Origin of the sequence: Streptomyces sp. R21, assembly GCF_041051975.1 — a bacterium.
Classification (GTDB): domain Bacteria; phylum Actinomycetota; class Actinomycetes; order Streptomycetales; family Streptomycetaceae; genus Streptomyces.
The window spans coordinates 4,253,624-4,274,222 of sequence record NZ_CP163435.1; the positions used below are offsets into that span (position 1 = coordinate 4,253,624).

Annotated in this window: 22 protein-coding genes and 1 pseudogene; 14 read left to right on the plus strand and 9 right to left on the minus strand. The window is 71.6% G+C overall.

What is annotated here, in order from left to right; translation table 11 throughout:
• Window positions 1-40: 40 nt before the first annotated feature.
• The 3 genes from AB5J56_RS19000 to AB5J56_RS19010 all read right to left on the minus strand — a co-directional run bounded on the left by AB5J56_RS19000 (window position 41) and on the right by AB5J56_RS19010 (window position 1,817).
• A complete protein-coding gene (locus AB5J56_RS19000; protein WP_369233917.1) occupies window positions 41-277 on the minus strand; it encodes a hypothetical protein in 237 nt (78 codons plus the stop codon).
• Between the two features lie 343 nt (window positions 278-620).
• Entirely contained in the window at window positions 621-1,175 is a 555-nt protein-coding gene (locus AB5J56_RS19005; protein WP_369233918.1) for a DUF6082 family protein, read from the minus strand.
• Between the two features lie 231 nt (window positions 1,176-1,406).
• Window positions 1,407-1,817 carry a winged helix-turn-helix transcriptional regulator gene (locus AB5J56_RS19010; RefSeq protein WP_369233919.1) on the minus strand — a complete coding sequence of 137 codons (411 nt, stop codon included), beginning with the start codon at window positions 1,815-1,817 and terminating at the stop codon, window positions 1,407-1,409.
• An 89-nt stretch (window positions 1,818-1,906) separates the two neighbouring features.
• Here AB5J56_RS19010 and AB5J56_RS19015 point away from each other — a divergent pair, with 89 nt between their 5' ends.
• Both AB5J56_RS19015 and rarD read left to right on the plus strand, forming a co-directional pair.
• Complete coding sequence (locus AB5J56_RS19015) at window positions 1,907-2,761, plus strand: SDR family oxidoreductase (protein ID WP_369233920.1); 855 nt, start codon at window positions 1,907-1,909, stop codon at window positions 2,759-2,761.
• Window positions 2,762-2,987: 226 nt separating this feature from the next.
• Window positions 2,988-4,019, plus strand: coding sequence for an EamA family transporter RarD (rarD, locus tag AB5J56_RS19020; protein ID WP_369233921.1), 1,032 nt, complete (start codon window positions 2,988-2,990; stop codon window positions 4,017-4,019).
• 39 nt (window positions 4,020-4,058) lie between these two features.
• Here the strand turns inward: rarD and AB5J56_RS19025 are convergent, their stop codons facing one another.
• The gene (locus tag AB5J56_RS19025) at window positions 4,059-4,670 is read right to left on the minus strand and encodes an ABATE domain-containing protein (protein WP_369233922.1); all 612 of its coding nucleotides are present in this window, start codon (window positions 4,668-4,670) and stop codon (window positions 4,059-4,061) included.
• Window positions 4,671-4,691: 21 nt separating this feature from the next.
• Between AB5J56_RS19025 and AB5J56_RS19030 the strand changes: the two genes are divergently transcribed.
• Complete coding sequence (locus AB5J56_RS19030) at window positions 4,692-5,150, plus strand: VOC family protein (protein ID WP_369233923.1); 459 nt, start codon at window positions 4,692-4,694, stop codon at window positions 5,148-5,150.
• Between the two features lie 46 nt (window positions 5,151-5,196).
• Here AB5J56_RS19030 and AB5J56_RS19035 read toward each other — a convergent pair whose 3' ends face one another.
• The 4 genes from AB5J56_RS19035 to AB5J56_RS19050 all read right to left on the minus strand — a co-directional run bounded on the left by AB5J56_RS19035 (window position 5,197) and on the right by AB5J56_RS19050 (window position 9,503).
• A complete protein-coding gene (locus tag AB5J56_RS19035) occupies window positions 5,197-5,811 on the minus strand; it encodes a hypothetical protein (RefSeq protein WP_369233924.1) in 615 nt (204 codons plus the stop codon).
• Window positions 5,801-7,567: a hypothetical protein gene (locus AB5J56_RS19040; protein ID WP_369233925.1), complete on the minus strand. Its 1,767-nt coding sequence runs from the start codon at window positions 7,565-7,567 to the stop codon at window positions 5,801-5,803. Before AB5J56_RS19040 ends, AB5J56_RS19035 begins: the two co-directional genes overlap by 11 nt.
• An 8-nt stretch (window positions 7,568-7,575) precedes the next feature.
• Entirely contained in the window at window positions 7,576-8,328 is a 753-nt protein-coding gene (locus AB5J56_RS19045; protein WP_369233926.1) for a hypothetical protein, read from the minus strand.
• Window positions 8,329-8,459: 131 nt separating this feature from the next.
• A complete protein-coding gene (locus AB5J56_RS19050; RefSeq protein WP_369233927.1) occupies window positions 8,460-9,503 on the minus strand; it encodes a peptidoglycan DD-metalloendopeptidase family protein in 1,044 nt (347 codons plus the stop codon).
• 173 nt (window positions 9,504-9,676) lie between these two features.
• On the opposite strand from AB5J56_RS19050, the gene AB5J56_RS19055 reads away from it, so the two are divergent.
• The 11 genes and pseudogenes from AB5J56_RS19055 to AB5J56_RS19105 all read left to right on the plus strand — a co-directional run.
• Window positions 9,677-10,261: a DUF6668 family protein gene (locus tag AB5J56_RS19055; RefSeq protein WP_369233928.1), complete on the plus strand. Its 585-nt coding sequence runs from the start codon at window positions 9,677-9,679 to the stop codon at window positions 10,259-10,261.
• Window positions 10,258-10,533, plus strand: coding sequence for a hypothetical protein (locus AB5J56_RS19060; protein ID WP_369233929.1), 276 nt, complete (start codon window positions 10,258-10,260; stop codon window positions 10,531-10,533). Before AB5J56_RS19055 ends, AB5J56_RS19060 begins: the two co-directional genes overlap by 4 nt.
• Before the next feature lie 238 nt (window positions 10,534-10,771).
• Window positions 10,772-11,065, plus strand: coding sequence for a hypothetical protein (locus tag AB5J56_RS19065; protein WP_369233930.1), 294 nt, complete (start codon window positions 10,772-10,774; stop codon window positions 11,063-11,065).
• 44 nt (window positions 11,066-11,109) lie between these two features.
• Window positions 11,110-11,895: a hypothetical protein gene (locus AB5J56_RS19070; RefSeq protein ID WP_369233931.1), complete on the plus strand. Its 786-nt coding sequence runs from the start codon at window positions 11,110-11,112 to the stop codon at window positions 11,893-11,895.
• Between the two features lies 1 nt (window position 11,896).
• The gene (locus AB5J56_RS19075) at window positions 11,897-13,117 is read left to right on the plus strand and encodes a hypothetical protein (protein WP_369233932.1); all 1,221 of its coding nucleotides are present in this window, start codon (window positions 11,897-11,899) and stop codon (window positions 13,115-13,117) included.
• A 104-nt stretch (window positions 13,118-13,221) separates the two neighbouring features.
• Window positions 13,222-14,715, plus strand: a complete 1,494-nt coding sequence (locus tag AB5J56_RS19080; protein ID WP_369233933.1) for an SCO6880 family protein — start codon at window positions 13,222-13,224, stop codon at window positions 14,713-14,715.
• Window positions 14,712-16,196: an ATP/GTP-binding protein gene (locus tag AB5J56_RS19085; protein ID WP_369233934.1), complete on the plus strand. Its 1,485-nt coding sequence runs from the start codon at window positions 14,712-14,714 to the stop codon at window positions 16,194-16,196. Before AB5J56_RS19080 ends, AB5J56_RS19085 begins: the two co-directional genes overlap by 4 nt.
• An 85-nt stretch (window positions 16,197-16,281) precedes the next feature.
• On the plus strand, window positions 16,282-18,033 hold the full coding sequence (locus AB5J56_RS19090) for a TraM recognition domain-containing protein (RefSeq protein ID WP_369233935.1): 1,752 nt from the start codon (window positions 16,282-16,284) through the stop codon (window positions 18,031-18,033).
• On the plus strand, window positions 18,030-18,479 hold the full coding sequence (locus AB5J56_RS19095; protein WP_369233936.1) for a DUF4913 domain-containing protein: 450 nt from the start codon (window positions 18,030-18,032) through the stop codon (window positions 18,477-18,479). Before AB5J56_RS19090 ends, AB5J56_RS19095 begins: the two co-directional genes overlap by 4 nt.
• Before the next feature lie 60 nt (window positions 18,480-18,539).
• Entirely contained in the window at window positions 18,540-18,875 is a 336-nt protein-coding gene (locus AB5J56_RS19100; protein ID WP_369233937.1) for a hypothetical protein, read from the plus strand.
• 74 nt (window positions 18,876-18,949) lie between these two features.
• A pseudogene (locus tag AB5J56_RS19105) lies at window positions 18,950-19,510 on the plus strand (zeta toxin family protein); the annotation flags it as partial.
• Window positions 19,511-20,019: 509 nt separating this feature from the next.
• Here AB5J56_RS19105 and AB5J56_RS19110 read toward each other — a convergent pair.
• Entirely contained in the window at window positions 20,020-20,577 is a 558-nt protein-coding gene (locus AB5J56_RS19110) for a hypothetical protein (protein ID WP_369233938.1), read from the minus strand.
• Window positions 20,578-20,599 lie beyond the last annotated feature (22 nt).

Consider the following 20,599-nt stretch of genomic DNA (forward strand, 5'->3'; position numbering starts at 1 on the left):
GGTACGAGCGCCGTACCCAGGCCCTCACCATTCGTACGGCTCAGGCGTCGGGGATGTCCCTCTTGGCGCGGATGAGGGTCTCGCGGGAGATGATCACGATGCGTTCGTAGTCGGCACGGCCGGCGTCCGCGGGGAGTTCCGAGTCGAGCATCTCGGTGGCCTCGGTGCCGATCACAGCGAAGTTGCCGTCACTGAGCTCGAAGACGTCCGGACACGTCTCGCCAGTAAGGCTTCCCCTGATTTTCGGCGAGTCTCCAATGCGGCGGACAATCTTCACGACGGATGTCTCCCAGAGGCGAGGCGGCCCCGCCAGCCGCCAAAGCACACGTGAACACGCCGACGGAGGAAAACACCGCCCGGCAGGACTCTCGAAGCCCAAAGCACATGGAAGGGCCGCGATGTGTGCAGTACGGCCACCGTTGCTAACTGCGGATCCTGCATGCAGTGCGTGACACGGTGTCCCCGCGGTCATCAGGGAGAGCACGGGCATCACGATTCACAGACGGCAGCGACATTGTGCCCAATACGGTGGGCGTAATCAAAGACCAGTCATTGAAGCAACTGACCAATTTGTCGACTCCCCTATTGGCCGACTCCCCCGCCAAGTAGACAAATGAATATCACCCCTCAGGTGAAGGCCCCACCACCCACCACTCGTCCGGCCCCTCAGCCAATTCCTCCATAATCACATCAACCGCTTCCCCCACTTTTGCCTCAATAGACTCGCCCGGCAGGCTGCGGCGATGTTCGGCGGTGCGCTCCCAGTAGTCGGCGAAGACCGAGTTGCGGCACAACACCCGTAGGTGGCCCAGCAGTTCACCCCAGCTGACGGAGCCGATGCGGTAGGCGAGCAGGATCGTGGCGTACTCGCGGTTCACGAAGAGAAGCTGGCGGCGCTTGAAGTCCGGCAGGTCGTCCAGGGTGCTCATGGCGGCCATCAGCGCCGGATCCGCCATCGCGCGGTCCACCTGGCCGACGATGAGCCGTTGCAGCTGGATGAGGTTGGCGTGGCGAATCTCCTCCGCCACACCGGCGAGCTGGCGCAGGAGATCCTGTGTGAGCTCCTCCTGACGTCGGCGGCGTGACGGGCGTCGAAAGGGTGCGCTCATTCGACCCACCGCCCCCGACCATGTCGCAGAACCGATCCTCCGGACGCCCAGCTTCTGTGTGGCCATGTCAAATGAACCCCCGAGTCGAACAGCCCGGCGCCGGCCCGCGATGAGCGGAGTTGAACAGGATGAACTGGGCGGTGCGGAGCGGCGAACGGTGGGTATCAGAGCCCACTTCCCAGGGTGCCGAGGGAATCCACCCGGCGTGGGAGGCGGAGAGGGGGCGCACGGAGTCATAGAACGGGTGCCGACCAACGCCCTGAGGTACTTGTGCCCAGCATGCGCCGTCGCATTCGTTCAGTCGGCGGCGCGGCCCTCGTCGTACGCCTGCCGTGCCTCGGCCACGCGCCCCATGCGCCGCTCGGTCCACTCCGCCAGCCCCCGCACCTGCTCCGCCGCCTCGCGGCCCAGGTCGGTGAGGGAGTAGTCGACGCGGGGCGGGATGACCGGCTTGGCGTCGCGGTGGAGCAGGCCGTCGCGTTCCAGGGTCTGGAGGGTCTGGGCGAGCATCTTCTCGCTGACGCGGCCGATGGCCCGGCGCAGCTCGCTGAAGCGGTGCGGGTGCTCCAGGAGCTGGATCAGGACGAGGACGCCCCAGCGGCTGGTGACGTGTTCGAGGACGAGGCGATGGGGGCACATCTCCTCGCCGGCGACGTTCCACTTCGTCTTCGTGACGGGTGTCCGAGCGTCTGCTCCACTTACGGCCATGCCAGTACCTTACTTCAAAGTGGGTACTTTCGCAGAGTTAGCGCACCTCCTATGGTTAGTGCATCGCCACCCCACAAGGAGTTGTCATCATGAGCATCGTCGTCACCGGAGCCACCGGAAACCTCGGCCGGTTCGTCATCGAGGGTCTGCTGGAGAAGGTTCCGGCCGAGGAGATCACGGCCGTGGTCCGCAACGCGGAGAAGGCCGCCGGCTTCGCCGCCCGCGGGGTGAAGATCGCCGTTGCCGACTACAGCGCGCCCGAGACCTTCGACGACGTCCTCTCCGCCGGCGACAAGGTGCTGCTGATCTCCGGCAGCGAGGTCGGCAACGACCGTGTCGCCCAGCACCGGGTCGTCCTGGACGCGGCCAAGGCGGCGGGTGTCGCGCTCCTCGCCTACACCAGCGCCCCCGGGGGCCTCACGGCCGCCCTCGCCGACGACCACCGCGGCACCGAACAGGCCCTCCTGGAGTCCGGGCTGCCGTACGTACTGCTGCGCAACGGCTGGTACAACGAGAACTACACCGAGCAGCTCGCCCCGGTGCTCCAGTACAACGCCGTCACCCACGCCGCCGGCCAGGGCCGCGTCTCCTCCGCCGCACGCGCCGACTACGCGGCCGCCGCCGTGGCCGTACTGACCGGCGAGGGCCACGAGAACAAGACGTACGAGCTGGGCGGCGACCAGGCCTGGTCCTTCGCCGAGTACGCGGCCGAGCTGAGCGGACAGACCGGCAAGGAGATCGCCGAGAACCCGGTCTCCGGCGAGGTTCTCACCGGCATCTACACCGGCGCCGGTCTGCCCGAGCCCGTCGCTCAGATCCTGGCCGGGGTGGACGCGTCCGTCGCGAAGGGCGAGCTGGTCGTCACCAGCGGCGACCTGTCCCGGCTGATCGGCCGCCCGACCACGCCGATCGCCGACTCCGTCGCGGTGGCGCTCAAGGGCTGACTCCCCCTCGGGCCCCGAGCGTCACCTTCCGACCCCCGCCTGTCATGACCGTATGGCGATACGGGCATGACAGGCGGGGGTGTGCGGCGCTACCTTCGTGAAGGCTGCACGGGAGCAGCTGCGCGAGAAGGAGGAGCCGGTGGCCGTGCGGTCGGATGGGTCGGCGGGTGCGGTGAGCCCCGCGGGGAGCACGAGGGCCACAGGTGCCACGGGTGCCACTGATGCCATGGGTGCCAGTGGTGAGCAGGGCTCCAGGAGCGAGCAGCGCATCGGGCTGCTGAACGGTTTCGCCGCCTACGGCATGTGGGGGCTCGTCCCCCTCTTCTGGCCGCTGCTCAAGCCCGCCGGAGCCGTCGAGATCCTCGCGCACCGCATGGCGTGGTCCCTTGCCGTCGTCGGCGTCGCGCTGCTGGTGATGCGGCGCTGGGCCTGGGTCGGACCGCTGCTGCGGCAGCCGCGCAAGCTCGGGCTGATCACCATTGCGGCGACCGTGATCACCGTCAACTGGGGCGTCTACATCTGGTCCGTGAACACCGGACATGTGGTGGAGGCGTCGCTCGGCTACTTCATCAATCCGCTGGTCACCATAGCCATGGGCGTCCTGCTGCTGAAGGAACGGCTGCGGCCCGTGCAGTGGACGGCCGTCGGGGTCGGCTTCGCCGCGGTCGTCGTGCTCGCCGTCGGGGCCGGGCGGCCTCCATGGATCTCCCTCTGCCTCGCCTTCTCCTTCGCCACGTACGGACTGGTGAAGAAGAAGGTCAACCTCGGCGGCATCGAGTCGCTCGCCGCGGAGACCGCGATCCAGTTCCTGCCCGCGCTGGCCTATCTGCTGTGGCTGGGGTCGAGGGGCGAGGCGACCTTCGGCGCGCAGGGCGGCGGCCATGCCGCGCTGCTCGCGGCGACCGGTGTGGTGACCGCGCTCCCCCTCGTCTGCTTCGGCGCGGCCGCGATCCGGGTCCCCCTCTCCACCCTCGGGCTGCTCCAGTACCTGGCGCCCGTCTTCCAGTTCCTGCTCGGCGTCCTCTACTTCCACGAGGCCATGCCCCCCGAGCGCTGGGCCGGCTTCGCGCTGGTCTGGCTCGCGCTGTCGCTGCTGACCTGGGACGCCCTGCGCACCGCTCGCCGGGCGGCACGCACGCTCAGGGCGGAAACGGCCGCCCCCGGCACCGCCCTCGCCGGCGGCACGGCGGTCGGCGCGGCCCGGAGCGCGCCCGAGAGCCTGGTGGCCGGGGCCGACCCGGTGGACGCCAAGCCGTAGACCGCGAACGTCAAGCCGTAGATCGCTAGCTCACGGCCGTCAAGCCTCCGCAGGGCCACGGCGAGCCCGGTGTGCCCGCACCTTGTGGCGGTTGCCGCAGTGTTCCATCGCGCACCAGCGGCGCCGCCCGGGGCGGGAGGTGTCGACGAAGAGCAGGTAGCAGTCGTGGGCGGCGCATTCGCGGATGCGGGCCGCGTGCGGGCCCGTGAAGAGGTCGACGGCGTCGCGGGCGATCGTGGAGAGCAGCTGGGTGCCGGTTGCCGACGGGGCCCAGGTGCGGCTGCCGTCGGGTGCGATGCGGGCGACGAGCGGGGGCTCGGCAGCGGCCGTGTTGACGACGGTCAGGTGGCGGGCGGAGAGCGGACGGTCGTGGGCTCGGTCCGCGGCCATCAGGAACAGGGCGTTGCGCAGGGTGCGGGCCGACTCCAGTTCGGACCGCGTCACGGCCGGTTCGAGTCCCGGCGGCAGCCGGCTGCGGTCCGTCCAGCGGACCAGGTCGGCGGGCTCGTGCAGGCTCTCGTGGCGGGCGAAGACGCCCGGTCCGCCCGTCGTCAGCAGTTCCATACAGAGCGCACCCGGATCGAAGCGGTAGGGCTTTCCGTCGTACGACACGAGGGTCAGGCCCGGCGATTCCATTGCGCGCTCGCTCATGTAACCAATATAAGTGGTTACATGACGCACACTCCCCTGCACTGGAAGCTCGTCATCGACACGGCCGACCCGCACGCGCAGGCCGACTTCTGGGCCGCCGCCCTCGGGTATCAGGCCGAGGACAACAGCCCTCTCATCGAACGCCTGCTGGGCCTCGGCGCCGTACCGGCCGAGCTGACCGTCGCGTCGCACGGTCGCAAGGCCTGGCGGGACCTGGCCGCCGTACGGCATCCGGACGATCCCTACGAGGAGGAGAGCGGGACCGGGCTCGGGCGCCGGCTGCTCTTCCAGCGGGTGCCCGAGGCGAAGTCCGTGAAGAACCGGCTCCATCTCGACCTGCACGTCGGCGCCGAGCGGCGGGCGGCAGAGGTCGAGCGGCTGGAGGGACTCGGCGCGAGCGTGCTGCGGCACGTGAAGGAGCCCGGGGGCGAGTGGGTCACGATGACCGACCCCGAGGGGAACGAGTTCGACGTGCAGTGACGGCAGCCGTGGCCTCTTCGGCTGCCGCCGCCTTCGTGTTCCGGGGTCAGCGGCGGGGGGCCGGGGCCTGGGGTGTGTACGCCTGAGGCCGGTTGGTCTGGGGCCTGTTGAACTGCGGCCTGTTGCCCAACTCCCTTACCGCGGACGATCGTTCTGCCGTGAGGGCGTGCACGCGGGACGGTGTGGCCGACGAGCGCAGATGGGCGGCGACCGACAACGGCATGCGGGTGCCCCGGGAGGCGTCGCCCGCGAGACGGGAGTGCAGAGCGCCAACCCGGGCCAGGTGGTGCTGGAGCTGGTCGGGGGTGAGCGTCTCCACGGGGACGCTCACCGCAGTCCGTACGGCGGCGGGGTGCGCCGGAATCGGGGCCGCGCCCCGGGAGTCGACGCGGGCCGGGTCCAGGCCCGCGGCGCGCAGGGCAGCGGCCTTTTCCCGGCGGTCGGCCGTAGCCGCGTGATCTCCGCCCGTACGGTCGTGCGCCGATCCGGCCCTGCCGCCGCCCGGCTGGATCGTGCGCCAACTCATCGTGCCGGTCAGCTCGTTGATGGACACCTCGACCCGGGGGCGGCGGGGCGCGCGGCGGCGCGCGGCGGCCGAACGGTCGCCGCGGCCGCGAGGATGATCGGGCAGAAGCCTCGGGGCGTTCTGGTCACTGGCCATGGGCGTGCGGGCTCCGGGTGTAGGGGTTGTCGGCGAGGGCACGGGCGCGCTCGGCGAGTCGGTTCATGCGGGAGCGGGCCGACTCCAGCTGCTCGATGTCGTCGGCGGCGGGGCCGCTGTCGGCCGCGAGTTCGCTCCACAGGCCGATCAGGTCACGGCCGAGGTGCAGTCCCTGGTACGGGTCGCGGACCGCGCGCCAGGCCGCCGCCGCGCTCTGCACGTTGCCGTACGCGGCGCGCGGGTCCCGATGCCTCCTGCGGACCTGGGCGAGGTCCAGCGACAGGTGGAAGGACCTGAGCGCGTCCCCGGCCAAGTAGGCGATGTACGCGGTCAGTTCGCGCAGTCGCAGCACCTCGGGGTGCTCCTGGCCGAGCGACGCCGAGGCCTCCGTGACGGCCCGCTCGGCCATCTCCGCGGCCGCCTCGATCCGGCCCATCTTCACGGCATCGTTGATCCGGGCCACCGGCTCCGCGAGGAAACCCGGTTCCTCCGCGTCCGCTCCCGAGGCCGACCCGTCCTCCGGGCCCAGCACGGCCTCCGCGACCGCGTCGAAGCCCCGCACGGGCGCGGGCTTCGGCTCCGGCTCGGGCTCCAGCACCGGCAGCTCCGCCACGACGGGGGCCGGCTTCGGCGCCATCTTCGGCAGCGGGGCCGGCAGCGGGGTCGGCTCGGAGTCGATGACGGCCGGCTTCGGGGTGGGCGCCTGCTGCTGCGGGGCCGGCGCGGGCTTGCGTACGGCGGGGGCCGCCTGGTTGCTGTTCGGCTCCCACGCCAGCGGGGTCATCGGTGCGGGAGGCGGCGGCAGTACGGGACCGCCGACCGGCTCCACGGCCGGGCCGAACCCCGTCGCGGGGCCGAACTCCCCTGTGGGGGCGGCCACTTGCTGAGCCGAGGCGGCGTCCTGCACCGGCTCCGGCGCAGGCTGCGGGGTCGGATTCGGGACCGGCTCCGGCACCGCGCGCAGCACGAACGTCGGCGCGGCGGAGCCGGTCGGGGCAGCCACCGGTGCGGGCGCCGGAGCGGGTGCGGGTGCGGGTGCCGGAGCGGGTGCCGGTGCGGGCTCCTGCTTCGCCACGGGCTCAGGCGGCGCCTGCGGCGCGGGCGGCGTCGCAGCCTCCGGCGTCGCGGGCTCGGGAACAGGCAGCGGCTTCGGTTCCAGCTCCGGTTCCGGTACCGCCCGCAGGACGAACGTCGACGGCGTGGGACCGGTCGGCTCCTGCACCGCCCGCAGCACATGCGTGGCCTTGTCCCGGGCCGGAACGGGCGGCGCCTCGGGAGTTTCGGGCACGGCGGGGGCAACGGGCACGGCGGGGGCAACAGGCACCGCGGGGGCCGGAGGCGCTGCGGGCACCTCGGCAGCCGGAGTCGCCACCGGCGCGGCCGGCACCGGCGCAGCCGTTTCGGCGCCGGCCGGCGGCCCCACCCTTACCGGCTCCCCCGCGTACTGGCTCGCCCCGTCCACGTTGACATGGAGCGGGACGACGTAGCCGATGCACTCGTCGCGGACCGTCGCGAGGACCGGGTGGCCCGTGGCGAGGGCGAGGCGGTGGAGGTAGTTGAGGACGGCGTCCTGGGCGGTCTCGCCGGGGGCGGCGACGATCGGCATGCCGCCGACCGACGCGGGCCCGGACGGCGGCACGTGGACGTCGATGGGTGTCGCTCCGGGGGCCGCCTGTCCCCCGGAACCGGCACCCGGTACGGAACGGCGCTGCGCCCGCTTGAGTTCCCGCTTCTGTTCGCGGCTGAGTCGAGACATCGGTTCCCTCACACGGGTTGATCAGAGAAGGAAGAGGAGGACGGGGTGGAGAAAGAGGAGGACGACCAGGAAGACGCGCCAGCGGCCGAGGAGGTCACGGCGGACGAGGACGACGCCGCGGACGACGGTGACGGTGATCCGGACGGCGGCACCGCCGCCTCCACGGTCGTCACCTGGCTGACCCGCCACGGCTCACCCTTGCCCGAGCGTGTCAGCGTCAGATAGACGTTCGCGCGCGGGCCCGTTCCCGTCCAGCCGTCGCGGCCGTGGGCCTCGCCGTCGACGAAGAGGGCCCGGTAGGCGCGGGCCGGGGTGTCGGTGGGACCGTCGCCGTCGTCGTCGTAGGACACCGACACGGTCGTCCAGGCCTTGTGGTCCGCCCAGGTGTTCCAGTCGTCGCCCGCCCCGCTCGCGGGGTGGTACGAGCGCTCGTCGGCGGCCTTGCTCGCCGTGAACCAGCGCGCCGAGCGCAGTACGGCGTCGTGCGGGCTCGTGTCGTACTTGGTGTCATAGCCGTACGCCGTCTGCGCCCAGGCCTTCGCCACGGCCGTCGCGTCCGTCGCGTCGACGCCCTTCGGGCTCGGCACGTGCGCGTCCGCGCCCAGCGGCTTCCCCGACGGCACGGGCGCCTTCGGCGCCACCGAAGGGGCGGCGGAGGGCGACGAGCCGCCCGCGCCCGACACCCGCTGGTCCTGCAGACCACAGCCGGTCAGCGCGACGAGCCCCGCCACGGACACCGCGACACAGCCGATCGCCCTCACCGTCACCCTTCCCCTCGCCCTCGTGCTCGTCCTCGTACGCATCCTCGCCTCCCTCCCCATCATGTCCGCCCCAGTGTCCGTCCTCGTGTCCGCCCTCGCCCCGGCCCGCAGGTCCGCCTGCCCGTCGGCTGTCATTTCAGCCCCAGCCAGGGTGCCGGATCCACGTACTTGCCGTTCTGCATGACCTCGAAGTGCGCGTGCGGTCCGGTCGAGTAGCCGGTCGAGCCGACCGCGCCGACCTGCTGCCCGACCTTGACCTTCTGTCCCACACTGACGTTGAGGGCGGACATGTGGTTGTACGTCGTCTCGATGTGGTCGCCGTCGATGGTGCCGTGGTCGATGATCACGCGGTTTCCGTAACCGGTGGACCAGCCCGCGAAGGTGACCGTACCGTCACGGGCCGCCTTGAACGGCGTACCGGCCGCGGCGCCGAAGTCGGTACCCGTGTGCAGCTTGTAGACGTGCAGGATCGGGTGCATGCGCATGCCGTACGGGGAGGTGATGGGCGGGTTGCCGGGGATCGGCATCGCCATCTGCTGCCCCGCCGGAATCTTGCCCGGTGCGTCGTCCACCGACTCGTACTTGGATATCAGTGACTTGATACGGGCGACGTAGCCCTGAGTCTCCTGGTACGGCGGCATGCCGTGGTACTGATGCACCGCGCCCGGACCCGCGTTGTACGCCGCGAGCGCCAGGTCGAGGGTCTCGCCCGACGCCTCACCGCGGTCCTTGTAACCCTGGACCTGCTCGGCGAGGGCGCAGTCGTAGCGGCCCTGCGCCATGATCGCGTCACCCGGGTCGAACGGCGATGCCCGGCCGTTGCCGTCGTCGTCCTTGCCCCAGGTCACCCAGGTACCGGGCATGAACTGCGACAGGCCCTGGGCGCCGACCCCCGGTGACACGGCGTTCGGGTTCCAGCCCGACTCCGCCTCGATCTGCGCCGCGATGACGGCCGGCTTGATGACGTCGCACATGCCGCCCGCCTTCAGGACCCAGGGCACGTACTGCGCCGGCACCTCGCCCTCCTTGAGTCCGCCGCCGACAGCGCTTCCCTGGCCGTCGGCGGCCGCGCCCTCACCGCCGCCACTCACCGCGACCATCATGATCACCGGCATGAGCACGGCGGCGATGCAGCCGCCGACCACCCAGCTCGTGCTTCCGCCCCCGTTGGACATCGGCTCCCCTCAGCCTCAAGATCCGGTTGTGTGTACGACGTTGAGTCTCTCGGCTCACACCCGCTCCCCGCGTCACTGTCGCGTCACAGGCTCGTCCCAGGAACTCACGCCCCGTTACCGAACCCGCCCGCGCGCCGTGAAGATCGGTGGGCGGACAACGAAGGGAAGTGGCGATGCAGGCGACGCAGGGAACGCAACACGGCGCGGGCGGGCCTGAGATCAGGCACGAGACCGGGCCCGAGATATGGATACGCGGGCCGGTGACCGGTGGCGGGCAGGATCCGCAGCCGGACGACCCCGGCCAACCCCTGGTGACGGCACGGGAGTTCGCCTGGGTCGCCACCCACGGCGGCGCCGGCGCCTCGACGCTCGCCGCCGTCTTCGGCGGTCATGACGCGGGCCGCAGCTGGCCCCGGCCCGACCAGGGCGAGCCCGGTTCGGTCCTGCTGGTCGGGCGGACGCACGCCGCGGGGCTGGAGGCCGTGTCACACACCCTGGACATCTTCCGGCGCGGCGACGCGCCGCCGGGACTCGACCTCGACGCCATCGTGCTGGTCGCGGACGCGCCCGGGCGGCTGCCCCGCCAACTCGCCCAGCGCATCAAGGTGATCGCCTCGGTGATCGACGTCTACCGCGTGCCGTGGGTGCCCGCATGGCGCACCGGCGACCTCGCCGCCGAACCACCGCGCGAGCTCGCGCAGTTGGCCCGACTGACCGGAGGCCCGGCTCTCTCGGCCGGGAAGAGGAGTACCCGATGAGCCTGCTGTACGCGGCAAACGCCGTAATGGACACGCCCCTTGCCGTCAGCGGCGCGGTCACCGGTCCGCTCGACACGGTCCTCGGCTGGATCGCCTGGCTCGTCACGGCCGCGGGTGTGGCCGGTCTGCTGATCGTGGGCACCCGGATGGCGCTCGCCGTGAAGACGGGGGACGGGGAGGAGCATCTGAGTCAGTTCCTCACCGTGATGGGCGCCTGCGTGATCGGCGCCACAGCCGGACCGATCGTTTCCTTTGTCATGCCCTGGCTCTGACACCCGGTTCACGTGACGAGATCTTCCCGTGTGTCACGGACACGTCACCGACTGGTGCTGGATCACTACATCGCTTGGCTCAACCCCACAGGAGTCGCCAAGCTCACTGTGCAGCCGGGAACCCGGGCGTCACATCAGCCCTCCCCCCGGCATCCGCCTCCCACGAGGCGTCCTTCGCAACCACCGCTCACAGCACGCACGACGTCGGCCCGCGGCCGACCAAATCGGGGAGTAGTCAATGTTCAAGGCGATAGCAGCCAAGGCCCACATCTACCTGGCGGACGGAACGGTCCCCAACCCCACGAAGGACGCGCCCGGCGAGCTGACCGGCAAGGTCGACACCGTCCTCGGCATCCTCGCCTGGGCCGGCACCGCGGCCGGTGTCGCGGGCGTCCTGGTCACCGGCGCCATGATGGCGATCTCCATGCGCCGCGGCGAGGGCTCGGAGCACATGGGCCGCCTCGGCATGGTCCTCGGCGGCTGTGTCCTGGTCGCCACCGCGGGTCCCCTCGTCACCTTCGTCTTCGCGTGATCCACGCCCCGTCCGACGTCCACTGATTCGAAGGGAGCGCGAACATGCTGAACTCCGGCCGGTCCCGCGGGGGCAGCGGGGAGTGGGAGCAGCCGTTCTGGCAGCAGCGAGGCTGGATCCTCTCGGCCGGGTTCCTGCTGGTGCTGCTCGTCCTCGCCGGCTTCACGATGCTGACCCACGACGACAACACGCCGACGGGCGCCGCGTCGGACCCGACCCCGAAGGCGAGCGCCACGAAGGGCAGCACCGACGACAACGGCGGCAACGGCAGCGGCGGTTCGGACACCCGGCCCGCCGGCTGCCGCACCGACGACAGCGACCAGGCCAAGCCGTCCAAGGTTCCCGGTGACTTCCGCTGGAAGGCGGACGGCACCGGCCTGGTGCCGGTGTCCAAGACCATCGGTCCGCTCAAGTACGACGGACCCGTGTGGTCCTGCTACGCGCACACGCCGATGGGCGCGGTACTCGCCGCCCACTCCATCACCGACCACCTCAGCTACCCGGGCTGGCGCACGGTCGTCGACCGCCAGGTCGTGCCCGGCGCGGGCCGGGACGCCCTGATCGCCAGCCGTTCCCAGGACGACGACAAGCCGACCTCGGGCAAGGCCGACGCCGGAGGCTACGCCGGCTTCTCCGTCCTCGCTTACAACAAGGAAGAGGCAACCGTCATGCTCCTGCTCCGCGGCCCCAACGCCGCTTACGGCTCCGCCTCGGTGAGCGTGCGCTGGCAGGACGGCGACTGGAAGCTCGCGCCCGACGCGGACGGCACGGTGTACGCGGGGATGGCCCAGGTCGCGGGCACCAAGGGCTTCATCACCTGGGAGGCGTGAGATGGCCTGCACCTGGAAGGCCTATGACTGCATAGGCGCCGGCTTCAACTGGATCGTCGGCGGGACCGGCGAGGCGCTGGCCGCCGGCGCCGTGGAGACCTTCGCCAAGGCGATCGGCGAGGCCGCGTCCCAGGTCCTCAAGGCGCTCAACGGCGTGTGGATGAACGTCAGTCCGGGCGATCCGACCAATCCCGTCAACGACATCCAGGGCGAGACGAGCTGGCTGGTGGGCTATGTCGCCGTGGCCTCGCTGCTGATCGCGGCGATACGGATGGCCATCGACCGCAAGGGCCAGAGCATGCGGCAGGCCTTCAACGGGATGTGGAAGGTCATCCTCGTCGCGGGGGTGGCGACGACGGGCATCCAACTGCTCAGCAGAGCATCGGACGCGTACGCGCAGGAGGTCTACAAGAAAGCCGACCTGGGCTCGACGGCGGACAAGATCCTCGGCGTCATGGTCCTGGAGTCACCGGGGCTCGTGCTCATCTTCGGTCTGCTGGTGATGCTGTCGACCTTCGTGCAGATCTGCCTGATGTACATCCGCATCGGCGTACTGATCATGCTCGTCGGCACGCTGCCGCTTGCCGCCGTCTCCTCCATGACCGGATGGGGCGAGGGCTGGTGGAAGAAGCACATCGGCTGGCTCGCCGCCTGGCTGCTCTACAAACCCGCGGCAGCATTGATCATCTATTCGGCGACAGCGATGACCAACAGTGCCAAAGGCCAGAGCAACCAGGCCGGGAACCTCAACCAGACCATCGCGGGCATGGGCATGCTGATCCTCTCGGTCTTCGCACTGCCCGCCCTGCTCAAGCTGATCGTCCCGGCCACGGCCGCACTCGGCGGCACGTCCGGCGGCACGGTCACGATGAACGCCGCCAACAACGTCGCCAGCGGCGCCGTCAACATCGCCGCGAACAGCGGCGGTGGAGGCGGCGGTGGAGGCGGCGGCGGGGGCGGCACCCCCGGTCCGAAGGGCTCGCCCTCCGAGGGCGCCGGGGCCCCGGCCGGTGGCGCGGGCGGTGCCGGTGGCGGTGGCGCGGGCGGTGCGGCCGGTGGCGCGGCCTCCGCGGGCGGTACGGCCGCCGCGGGTGCGGCCACGGGTGGCGCGGCGCTCGCGGTGCAGGCCGCCGCGGTCGTCGTACAGACCGGTATGCAGGCCGCCTCGGAAATCACCAACTCCCTCGACGACAACGACGGGATGAAGGGCCACAACCAGTAGGGCCCGACAAGGAGGCGCGGTAAGCCTCCCCGGGGCCCGGGGTCACCACCCCGGGCCCCACCACCCCCGCACGCCCGAAGCCTTGAGCCGGAAGAAGGAAACCCATGTCCACCGACGCCATGACGCGTCCCACGTACGGGAACTGGCGCAGGCCCCGCCGTCCCGGACTCGGCCCCCTGGGTCTGCTCGGCACCGTCGTCGCCTTCGGCGGACTCCTGGTGGCACTGCTGGCCTCGCTGGTCTCGATCACGCTCGCGATCTTCGTCCTGGTGCCGACCGGGCTCTTCCTCGCCCCGCTGGCACTGCGCACCGTCGACGGCCGCAACGTCTACCAGGTCCTCGCGGTCCGCATCGGCTGGATGAAGCGGAAGGCGAACGGCTCGCACACCTACATCTCCGGGCCGCTGTCCAAGCGCCCCGGCGGCCGCTACCAGCCGCCCGGGCTGCTCGCGCGCACGAAGATGTACGAGGGCCGGGACGCCTACAACCGCTCCTTCGGCGTGCTGCACCACCCGGGCCGCGGCCTGTACACCGTGGTCCTGGCCTGCGAGCCGGACGGCGGTTCGCTGGTCGACCCGCAGCAGGTCGACATCTGGGTGGCGTCCTGGGGCGACTGGCTGGCGCGGCTCTCGCACGAGCCGGGGCTGCGCGGTGCGCAGGTCGTCGTCGAGACCGCCCCCGACACCGGAACGCGGCTGGCGGCCGAGGTACTGCCGCGGATCTCGCCCACCGCTCCGGCCGCGGCCCGCGCGGTGATGCAGGAGGTCGTCGACCGCTACCCGTCGGCGTCCTCGGAGATGCACACGTACATCGCCCTGACGTACGGCCCGGCCGGCGGCCCCAAGCGGAGCGTCGAGGACATCATCACCGACCTGTCGATGCGACTGCCGGGCCTGCTGTCGGGCCTGGTCGCGGCGGGCGGCGGCTCCGCCTACCCGCTCGGCGCGGACCGGCTCGCCGAGATCGTGCGGGTCGCCTACGACCCGGCGATCGCCCCGGACGTCCTGAGCGCCCGCGCCGAGAACGCGGTCACCGGCCTGGAGTGGGCCGACGCGGGCCCGGCGGCCGCGGTCGAGACCGTGACGTCGTACCGCCACGACTCGGGTGTCTCGCGCACCTGGATGCTGACGCTCGCACCGCGCGGCACCGTCCGGTCCAGCGTGCTGCGCGGCCTCCTCGAGCCCGCGCCCGGCACCCGGCGCAAGCGGGTCTCGCTCGTCTACCGGCCGATCGACCCGGCGACCTCCGCGCGCATCGTGGAGTCCGACCGGCGCTCCGCGCACTTCATGGCGGGCTCGCGGCGCGGTCTCGTCCAGGCGCGGGCCAGTTCGGAGATGCAGGCCGCCGAGCAGACGGCGGCCGAGGAGGCGGCGGGCGCGGGGCTCGTGGAGTTCTCGATGATGGTGACGGTCACCGTCGACGACGAGGCGCAGCTGTCGGACGCCGGCATCACCGTGCGCAACCTCCAGGCGTCCTCCCGCATCCTGATGCGCCCCGCCGACCGGATGCAGGCCTCGGCCTTCACCTGCACGCTGCCCGTCGGCCTGCTGCCGTGGGAGCACACCCTCGTTCCGTACCAGATCAGGGAGTCCCTGTGAGCAAGCAGCCGTCTGTCGCACGTCCTCAAGTGGCGCCCCCGCGTGGCTATTTCGGCCCCGGCGGCGGCCAGGTCGGGCACGTCGACCCGCCCGCGCTGTGGCGCGCGACCACCGTGCAGGCCTGCGGGCTGTGGCCGTTCGCGGCCGGTTCGGGTGCGCCGATGACCGGCGTTCCGCTCGGGCAGCATCTGCACACCGGTGCGACCGTGTGCGGTGACCCCATCTCCTGGTTCACCCGGGCCCGTTACATCTCCAATCCGTCCCTGTTCATGCTCGGCATGCCGGGCCTCGGCAAGTCGACGCTCGTCAACCGGATGCTGATCGGCATGTGCGCAACGGGCATCACCCCGTTGGTGCTCGGCGACCTGAAGCCCGACTACGCCGACACCGTGCGGGCGTTGGGCGGCCAGGTGATCTCCATCGGGCGCGGCGTCGGCGGCATCAACGTCCTCGACCCGGGCGCGATGGGCGAGGCGGCGGCACGGATCGGCGGCGACCGAGGACGCATCCTGTCCGCCGAGGCGCACGGCCGTGTCCTCAACATGGTCGCCGCGCTGATCACCATCGTGCGTGGCCGGCCGATGGACGACCACGAGCAGTCGGTCCTCTCCGCCTGTCTGCACCACCTCGCGGAGCGTACGAAGCCGGGGCGCGCCCCGCTGCTGCCGGATCTGCTGAAGGTGCTGGACGAAGGCCCGGACCGGGTCCGTGCGGTGACCCTGGACCGCGGCAACCAGGCCCGCTACCAGGAGGCCGTCGACCCCCTGCACCGCTCCCTGCTCGGCGTCCTCGACGGACCGCTCGGCGACACCTTCGCCTCCGAGACGTCCACCCGGATCAACCCCGCCGCGCCCGCCGTATGCATCGACATCTCCCGCATCGGCGAGGCCGACACCCAGCTCACCGCCGCCGCGATGCTCGCCGCCTGGTCCGACGGGCTCGGCACGGTGGCCGCCGCGCACGCTCTCGCGGATGCCGGGCTCGCCCCGCAGCGCTGGTTCTTCACCGTCCTCGACGAGCTGTGGCGTCCGCTGCGGGCCGCCTCCGGCATCGTCGAGCGCATCGACGCGCTGACCCGGCTCAACCGGTCGCTGGGTCTCGGCGACGCGAAGATCACCCACACCCTCAAGGACGCGGAGGCGCTCGGCAGCGAGGCCGACCGGGCGAAGGCGCGCGGCTTCGTGGAGCGGGCCGGGATGGTCGTCTGCGCCGGGCTTCCCCGCTCGGAGATGAAGGACCTCGGCGAGATCGTCGGTATGTCCGAGCGCGAGATGGACCTCGTCTCGTCGTGGTCGTCGCCGCCGGGGTGGGCCTCCACCGGGGGGAACGAGGAGCCGCCCGGGCGCGGGCGCTTCCTGATCAAGGTGGGCGGTCGGCCCGGGATCCCGATCAAGGTGTCGATCACGGACACCGAGCGGGCGCTGCACAACACGAACACGCGGTGGTCGGAGGCGGGGAAGACGTTGCTGGAGAAGGGGTAGCCGGGGCAGCCCTACGGGCCCGCGGCGGAGCCGCTGACAACTGCAGTCGCCCCCTCACACCAACCACCACCCACGGGGACCCGAAATGACCACCCGCAAGCCACAGCGCGCCACCGGCGAGGACTTCCTCCCCTGGATCGTCCCCGGTGCCGCCTTCCTCATAGGCACCCTCTTCTTCGCCGCCTGGCTGGGCGGCACGCTCGGCGCGGCCATGAGCGGGGCGGGCTGGGATCCGCCGCCGTTCGGGCTGTCCACGCTGTCCACCCTCGTGAAGGAGGGCCCGGCCGAGGTATGGCCGAAGGCGGGGACGACAGCGATCGCGGCCGGGATGGCCACCGTGTTCGGCGCCGTCGTGGCCGCCGTGGTCGTGCTGATCATGCTCGTACGCCACCGGGTCGCGAGGCCCAGCGGTCTGGCCGGCCGCAAGGAGCTGGCCGGTCTGCTCCCCAAGGGCGCGGCGGAGCGGGCCCGCCAACTCCGGCCGTCCCTGGCCAAGTTGGGCAAGATCGAAGCCGACGACACCGGCAACCTCCTCGGCAACCTGGAGCCGAACGGCCCGGAGCTGCGCTCCAGCTACGAGGACGTGGAGCTGGACCTGATGGCGCCGCGCGCCGGCAAGTCCACCGGCATCGCGGTGCCGCGCGTCCTGCGCGCCCGCGGCAGCGTGCTGCTGACGTCCAACAAGGCGGACGTGTACAGCGTGACGCGTGCCGAGCGCGAACGCGTGGGCCGGGTCTGGACGTTCGACCCGCAGGGCATCGCGCACACGCCGCGCGCCCTGTGGTGGGACATGCTCGCGGACGCGGCCACCATCGAGGGCGCCCGCCGCCTGGCGGGGCACTTCGTCGGAGCGGTGAACGACGACGCGTCGAAGCGGGACTTCTGGATCTCTGCGGCGCAGAACACGCTCACCGCGCTGTTCCACGCCGCGAACCGCGGCAAGCGGCAGGTCGGCGAGGTGCTGGCCTGGCTGGCGGACCCCGCCGACCGTACGCCGGTCGACCTGCTGCGGGACGCCGGGATGACGGCGCTCGCCGACCAGCTCCAGGGCACCGTGCAGGGCGCGGTGGAGACCCGCGACGGCATCTACGAGACCGCCCGCCAGTGCGTGGCGTGTCTGCTCGACCCGGGCATCGCGGCCTGGATCAGCCCCGACCCGGACCTCCCGCAGTTCCTGCCGTCCCAGCACGTGCTGTCCCGGGACACGCTGTACCTGCTCTCCAAGGACGGCGGCGGCTCCGCTGCGGGCGTCATCGCTGCGGCAGCGGATTCCGTGCTGCGGTCGGGAGTTGTCGCCGCGGAGCGGATGGGCGGGCGGCTCGACCCGCCGATGACGGCGGTGCTGGACGAGGCGGCGAACGTCTGCCGGATCTCCGATCTGCCCGACCTGTACTCGCACTTCGGCTCGCGCGGCATCAACATCGTGACCCTGCTGCAGAGTTACCGGCAGGGCACCCGGGTGTGGGGAGAGGCGGGCATGGACGCGCTGTGGGGCGCGGCCACCATCAAGCTGCTCGGCGCCGGCCTGGACGACGCCGACTTCGTGGACAAGGTCTCGCGGCTCGTCGGCGAGCACGACGTGTCGACGGTGAGCTACACCAAGAGCAAGGACGGGCGCTCGCGTTCGACGTCGTACCGCCTCGAGCGCATCCTGCCCGCCGACCGCATCCGCGCCCTGCCCAAGGGCACCGCCCTCCTCCTGGCCACCGGCATCAAGCCCGCGCTGGTGAAGCTCCGCCCGTGGTACGCCGAGCGCGGCGCCGAGCGCATCGCGACCGCGGCCCAGGCCGAGGTCAAGGCCATCACCGCACGCGCCGCCGAAGGGATCATCCGATGACGACCACCGAACCCCAGCCGGAGGAGTCCGCCGCCCCGCCGTTCATCCTCTACCTGGACGGCGAGGAGTACATCGACGAGATGGGCCGCCTCGCCCTCTGGGTGTCCGACCTCCTCCTGCCCGTCTACGGCCGCGAGGTCACCTCCCAGCAGCCCTGGTGCCCGCGCTGGTGGGAGCACCTGGAGGCGGTCGCCCGCCTGCACGCCCTCTGGCTCGCCTGGCAGGAACTCACCGACCCGGCGGCCGGCGCCACGGGACCCTCCGTCTGGCACCGCGACCACCTCGCCCCCGTACTCGGCGAACTCCGCTCCCCCACCGGCCCGTTCGCGGGCTGCAAGGAGGGCAGCCACCGGGTGAAGGCCGTACCGAAGGCCGAGCCGTACGTCGCCCCGGGGGCGGGCGGCGGCCAGAAGGAACCCGATCCGTACGAGACGAGCCTCTGGTAGCCGGACCGCCAGGACGCCGCCCAGGAAGACCGGCACAGCCCGGAAGGAATACTCCCGATCATGAACGAGACGCCCGCACACGGCACCCCCGCACAAGGCACCCCCGCCCCCGACTCCACCCCCTCGCTCCGCGCCTACCTCGGCCTCTACGCCGCCGGGTTCGTCGAGCGCGAGCAGATGCTCGCCCACGTCGCCGCCTGGCCCTTCGAGGAGGAAGAGGGCCTGGACGAGGGCCACCCCGAGCCCACCCACCAGGACAACACCCTGTCCGTGGTCTCCGCGGCCCGGCTGCTCGGCCAGTTGACCCGCGAGGACCTGGAGGAGATCCAGCGCCGCATCGACCGGGCGCGGGAGTGGGAACGGGACCGGGCGGACGGGACAGATCCGCGACCGTGACTCCTGGTGACGAGGGGCCCGAGGCGGAGCTGAGACATGAATACCGCCCGCTGTACCGGGAGCTGCAGACCCGGATGTCGCCCGGCGGCGATCTCGCGCCGGGCGACGGCGACACGTACAACCGGTTCCGGCACGGTGTGCTGTGGAGCCCGGACCGTGAGCGACTGCACGCCTCGATCCTGGAGGAGTTCCAGGCACGGTGCGCCGGGCTGCCCCGGGACGGCCATGCCGCGCTGCTCACCGCCGGGGCGCCCGGCGCGGGCAAGAGTGGCGCGCTGCGCGGGCTCGCCGAATGGCAGAGTCGCGAGGACGAGTTGGGGCGCGCGCTGGCCGGGGTGCACGGCGTGGCCGTACGGGATTATGTCGTCCTCGACCCGGACGAGTTCAAGGTGGCCGTCTTCGAGCACGGTGGTGCGCCTCAACTGCCGTCGGCAGCTCATGAGTTGTCCGACGGACGCCAGGTGTCCCCGTCCGAGATGGCCTCGCTCACGCACCGTGAGTCGGCGTACCTGCAAGAGGTCTTCGAGCAGTGGGCGCGCGGCGAGGGCTACAACCTGCTCTACGACGCGACCCTGCGGGACCAGCCCTGGAACGAGAAGCTCCTCGGCAGCCTCCGCCACGACGGCTACGACAAGCGCGTCCTGCTCTCGGTCGAGGTTCCCGTCGAGCAATGCCTCGCACAGAACGCGGGCCGCTGGCAGCATGGGCGCGGCGAGTTCGACGCAGGCCGCGACTGGTACGGCGGCCGCATGGCACCCGAGGCCATGATCAAGGACCTTTACGCGCGGAGCGGTTCGGGACGCGGCTTCTCCATCAGCCGGGAGAACGCGGAGAAGCTGGTGGCGGGCGGGCTGGCGACAGGGTTGATCACGTCGGAGCGGGGCGACTTCGCGGCGCGAGCAGGCAGGGGGGCGGGCGCCGCCTCTCAGCAGGGCGTCCAGCACGGAGTCCAAGAGGGCGTTCAGCAGGGCTTCCTGCGGGGCGACGCCATCTTCCGCATCTCCGCCGCGGGCAAGCTGCGTTCGGGCGCCGGTACGAGTACGGGCACAGCCGGGCCGGTTGCCGGCCGCCCGGCGGGCACCACCGGCCCGGCGGCCGCGATCACACCGCCGGCGCCCCGAGCCCCTCGTGCGTCATTAGGCGGCTACACGCCCTCGGGCGGGCTGAACCGGTCGACGCCCGCCAGGATGCGCCGCTTGCGTGCCTGGTTGTCGAGCAGCCAGACGCGGCTGAAGCGGGTCGGGTCCTTGCGGTACAGCTCGCGGCCCCGCTCCGAGGTGAAGCGCTCCTCGGGGATCGAATCGGCGCCCTCCGGAAGGAACTTGAGCACCTCGTCCACGGCGGCGAGTGCGTACTCCATGCCCGGGCGGTGCTCGCGCTGCCCGGCGGGCGGCACGTTCAGCAGCCGCAGTCCCGCGTCCGTGCCGACCTGGTCGGCGACCCACAGGAACTCGCCGGGGTCGATGATCCCCGACGGCTCGGCGCCGCCGAACGCCGGGGGCGCGGGCGGCAGTTCGTCGGTCATGACGAACGCGAACGAACGGACGCGGCCGCACTGCGGGCACGCGCCTTCGTACACCGCGACCAACGCGCCGTCGCGCTCTTCCAGGCGGTGCTCGCGCGCGAATTCGGTCGCCCCGCACTCGCATGCGTGCAGGTCCATGTAGAGGTGCGCTTCTTGCGTCGAACGGGCGATCAGCATGACAAGATCCTACGTGCCACGA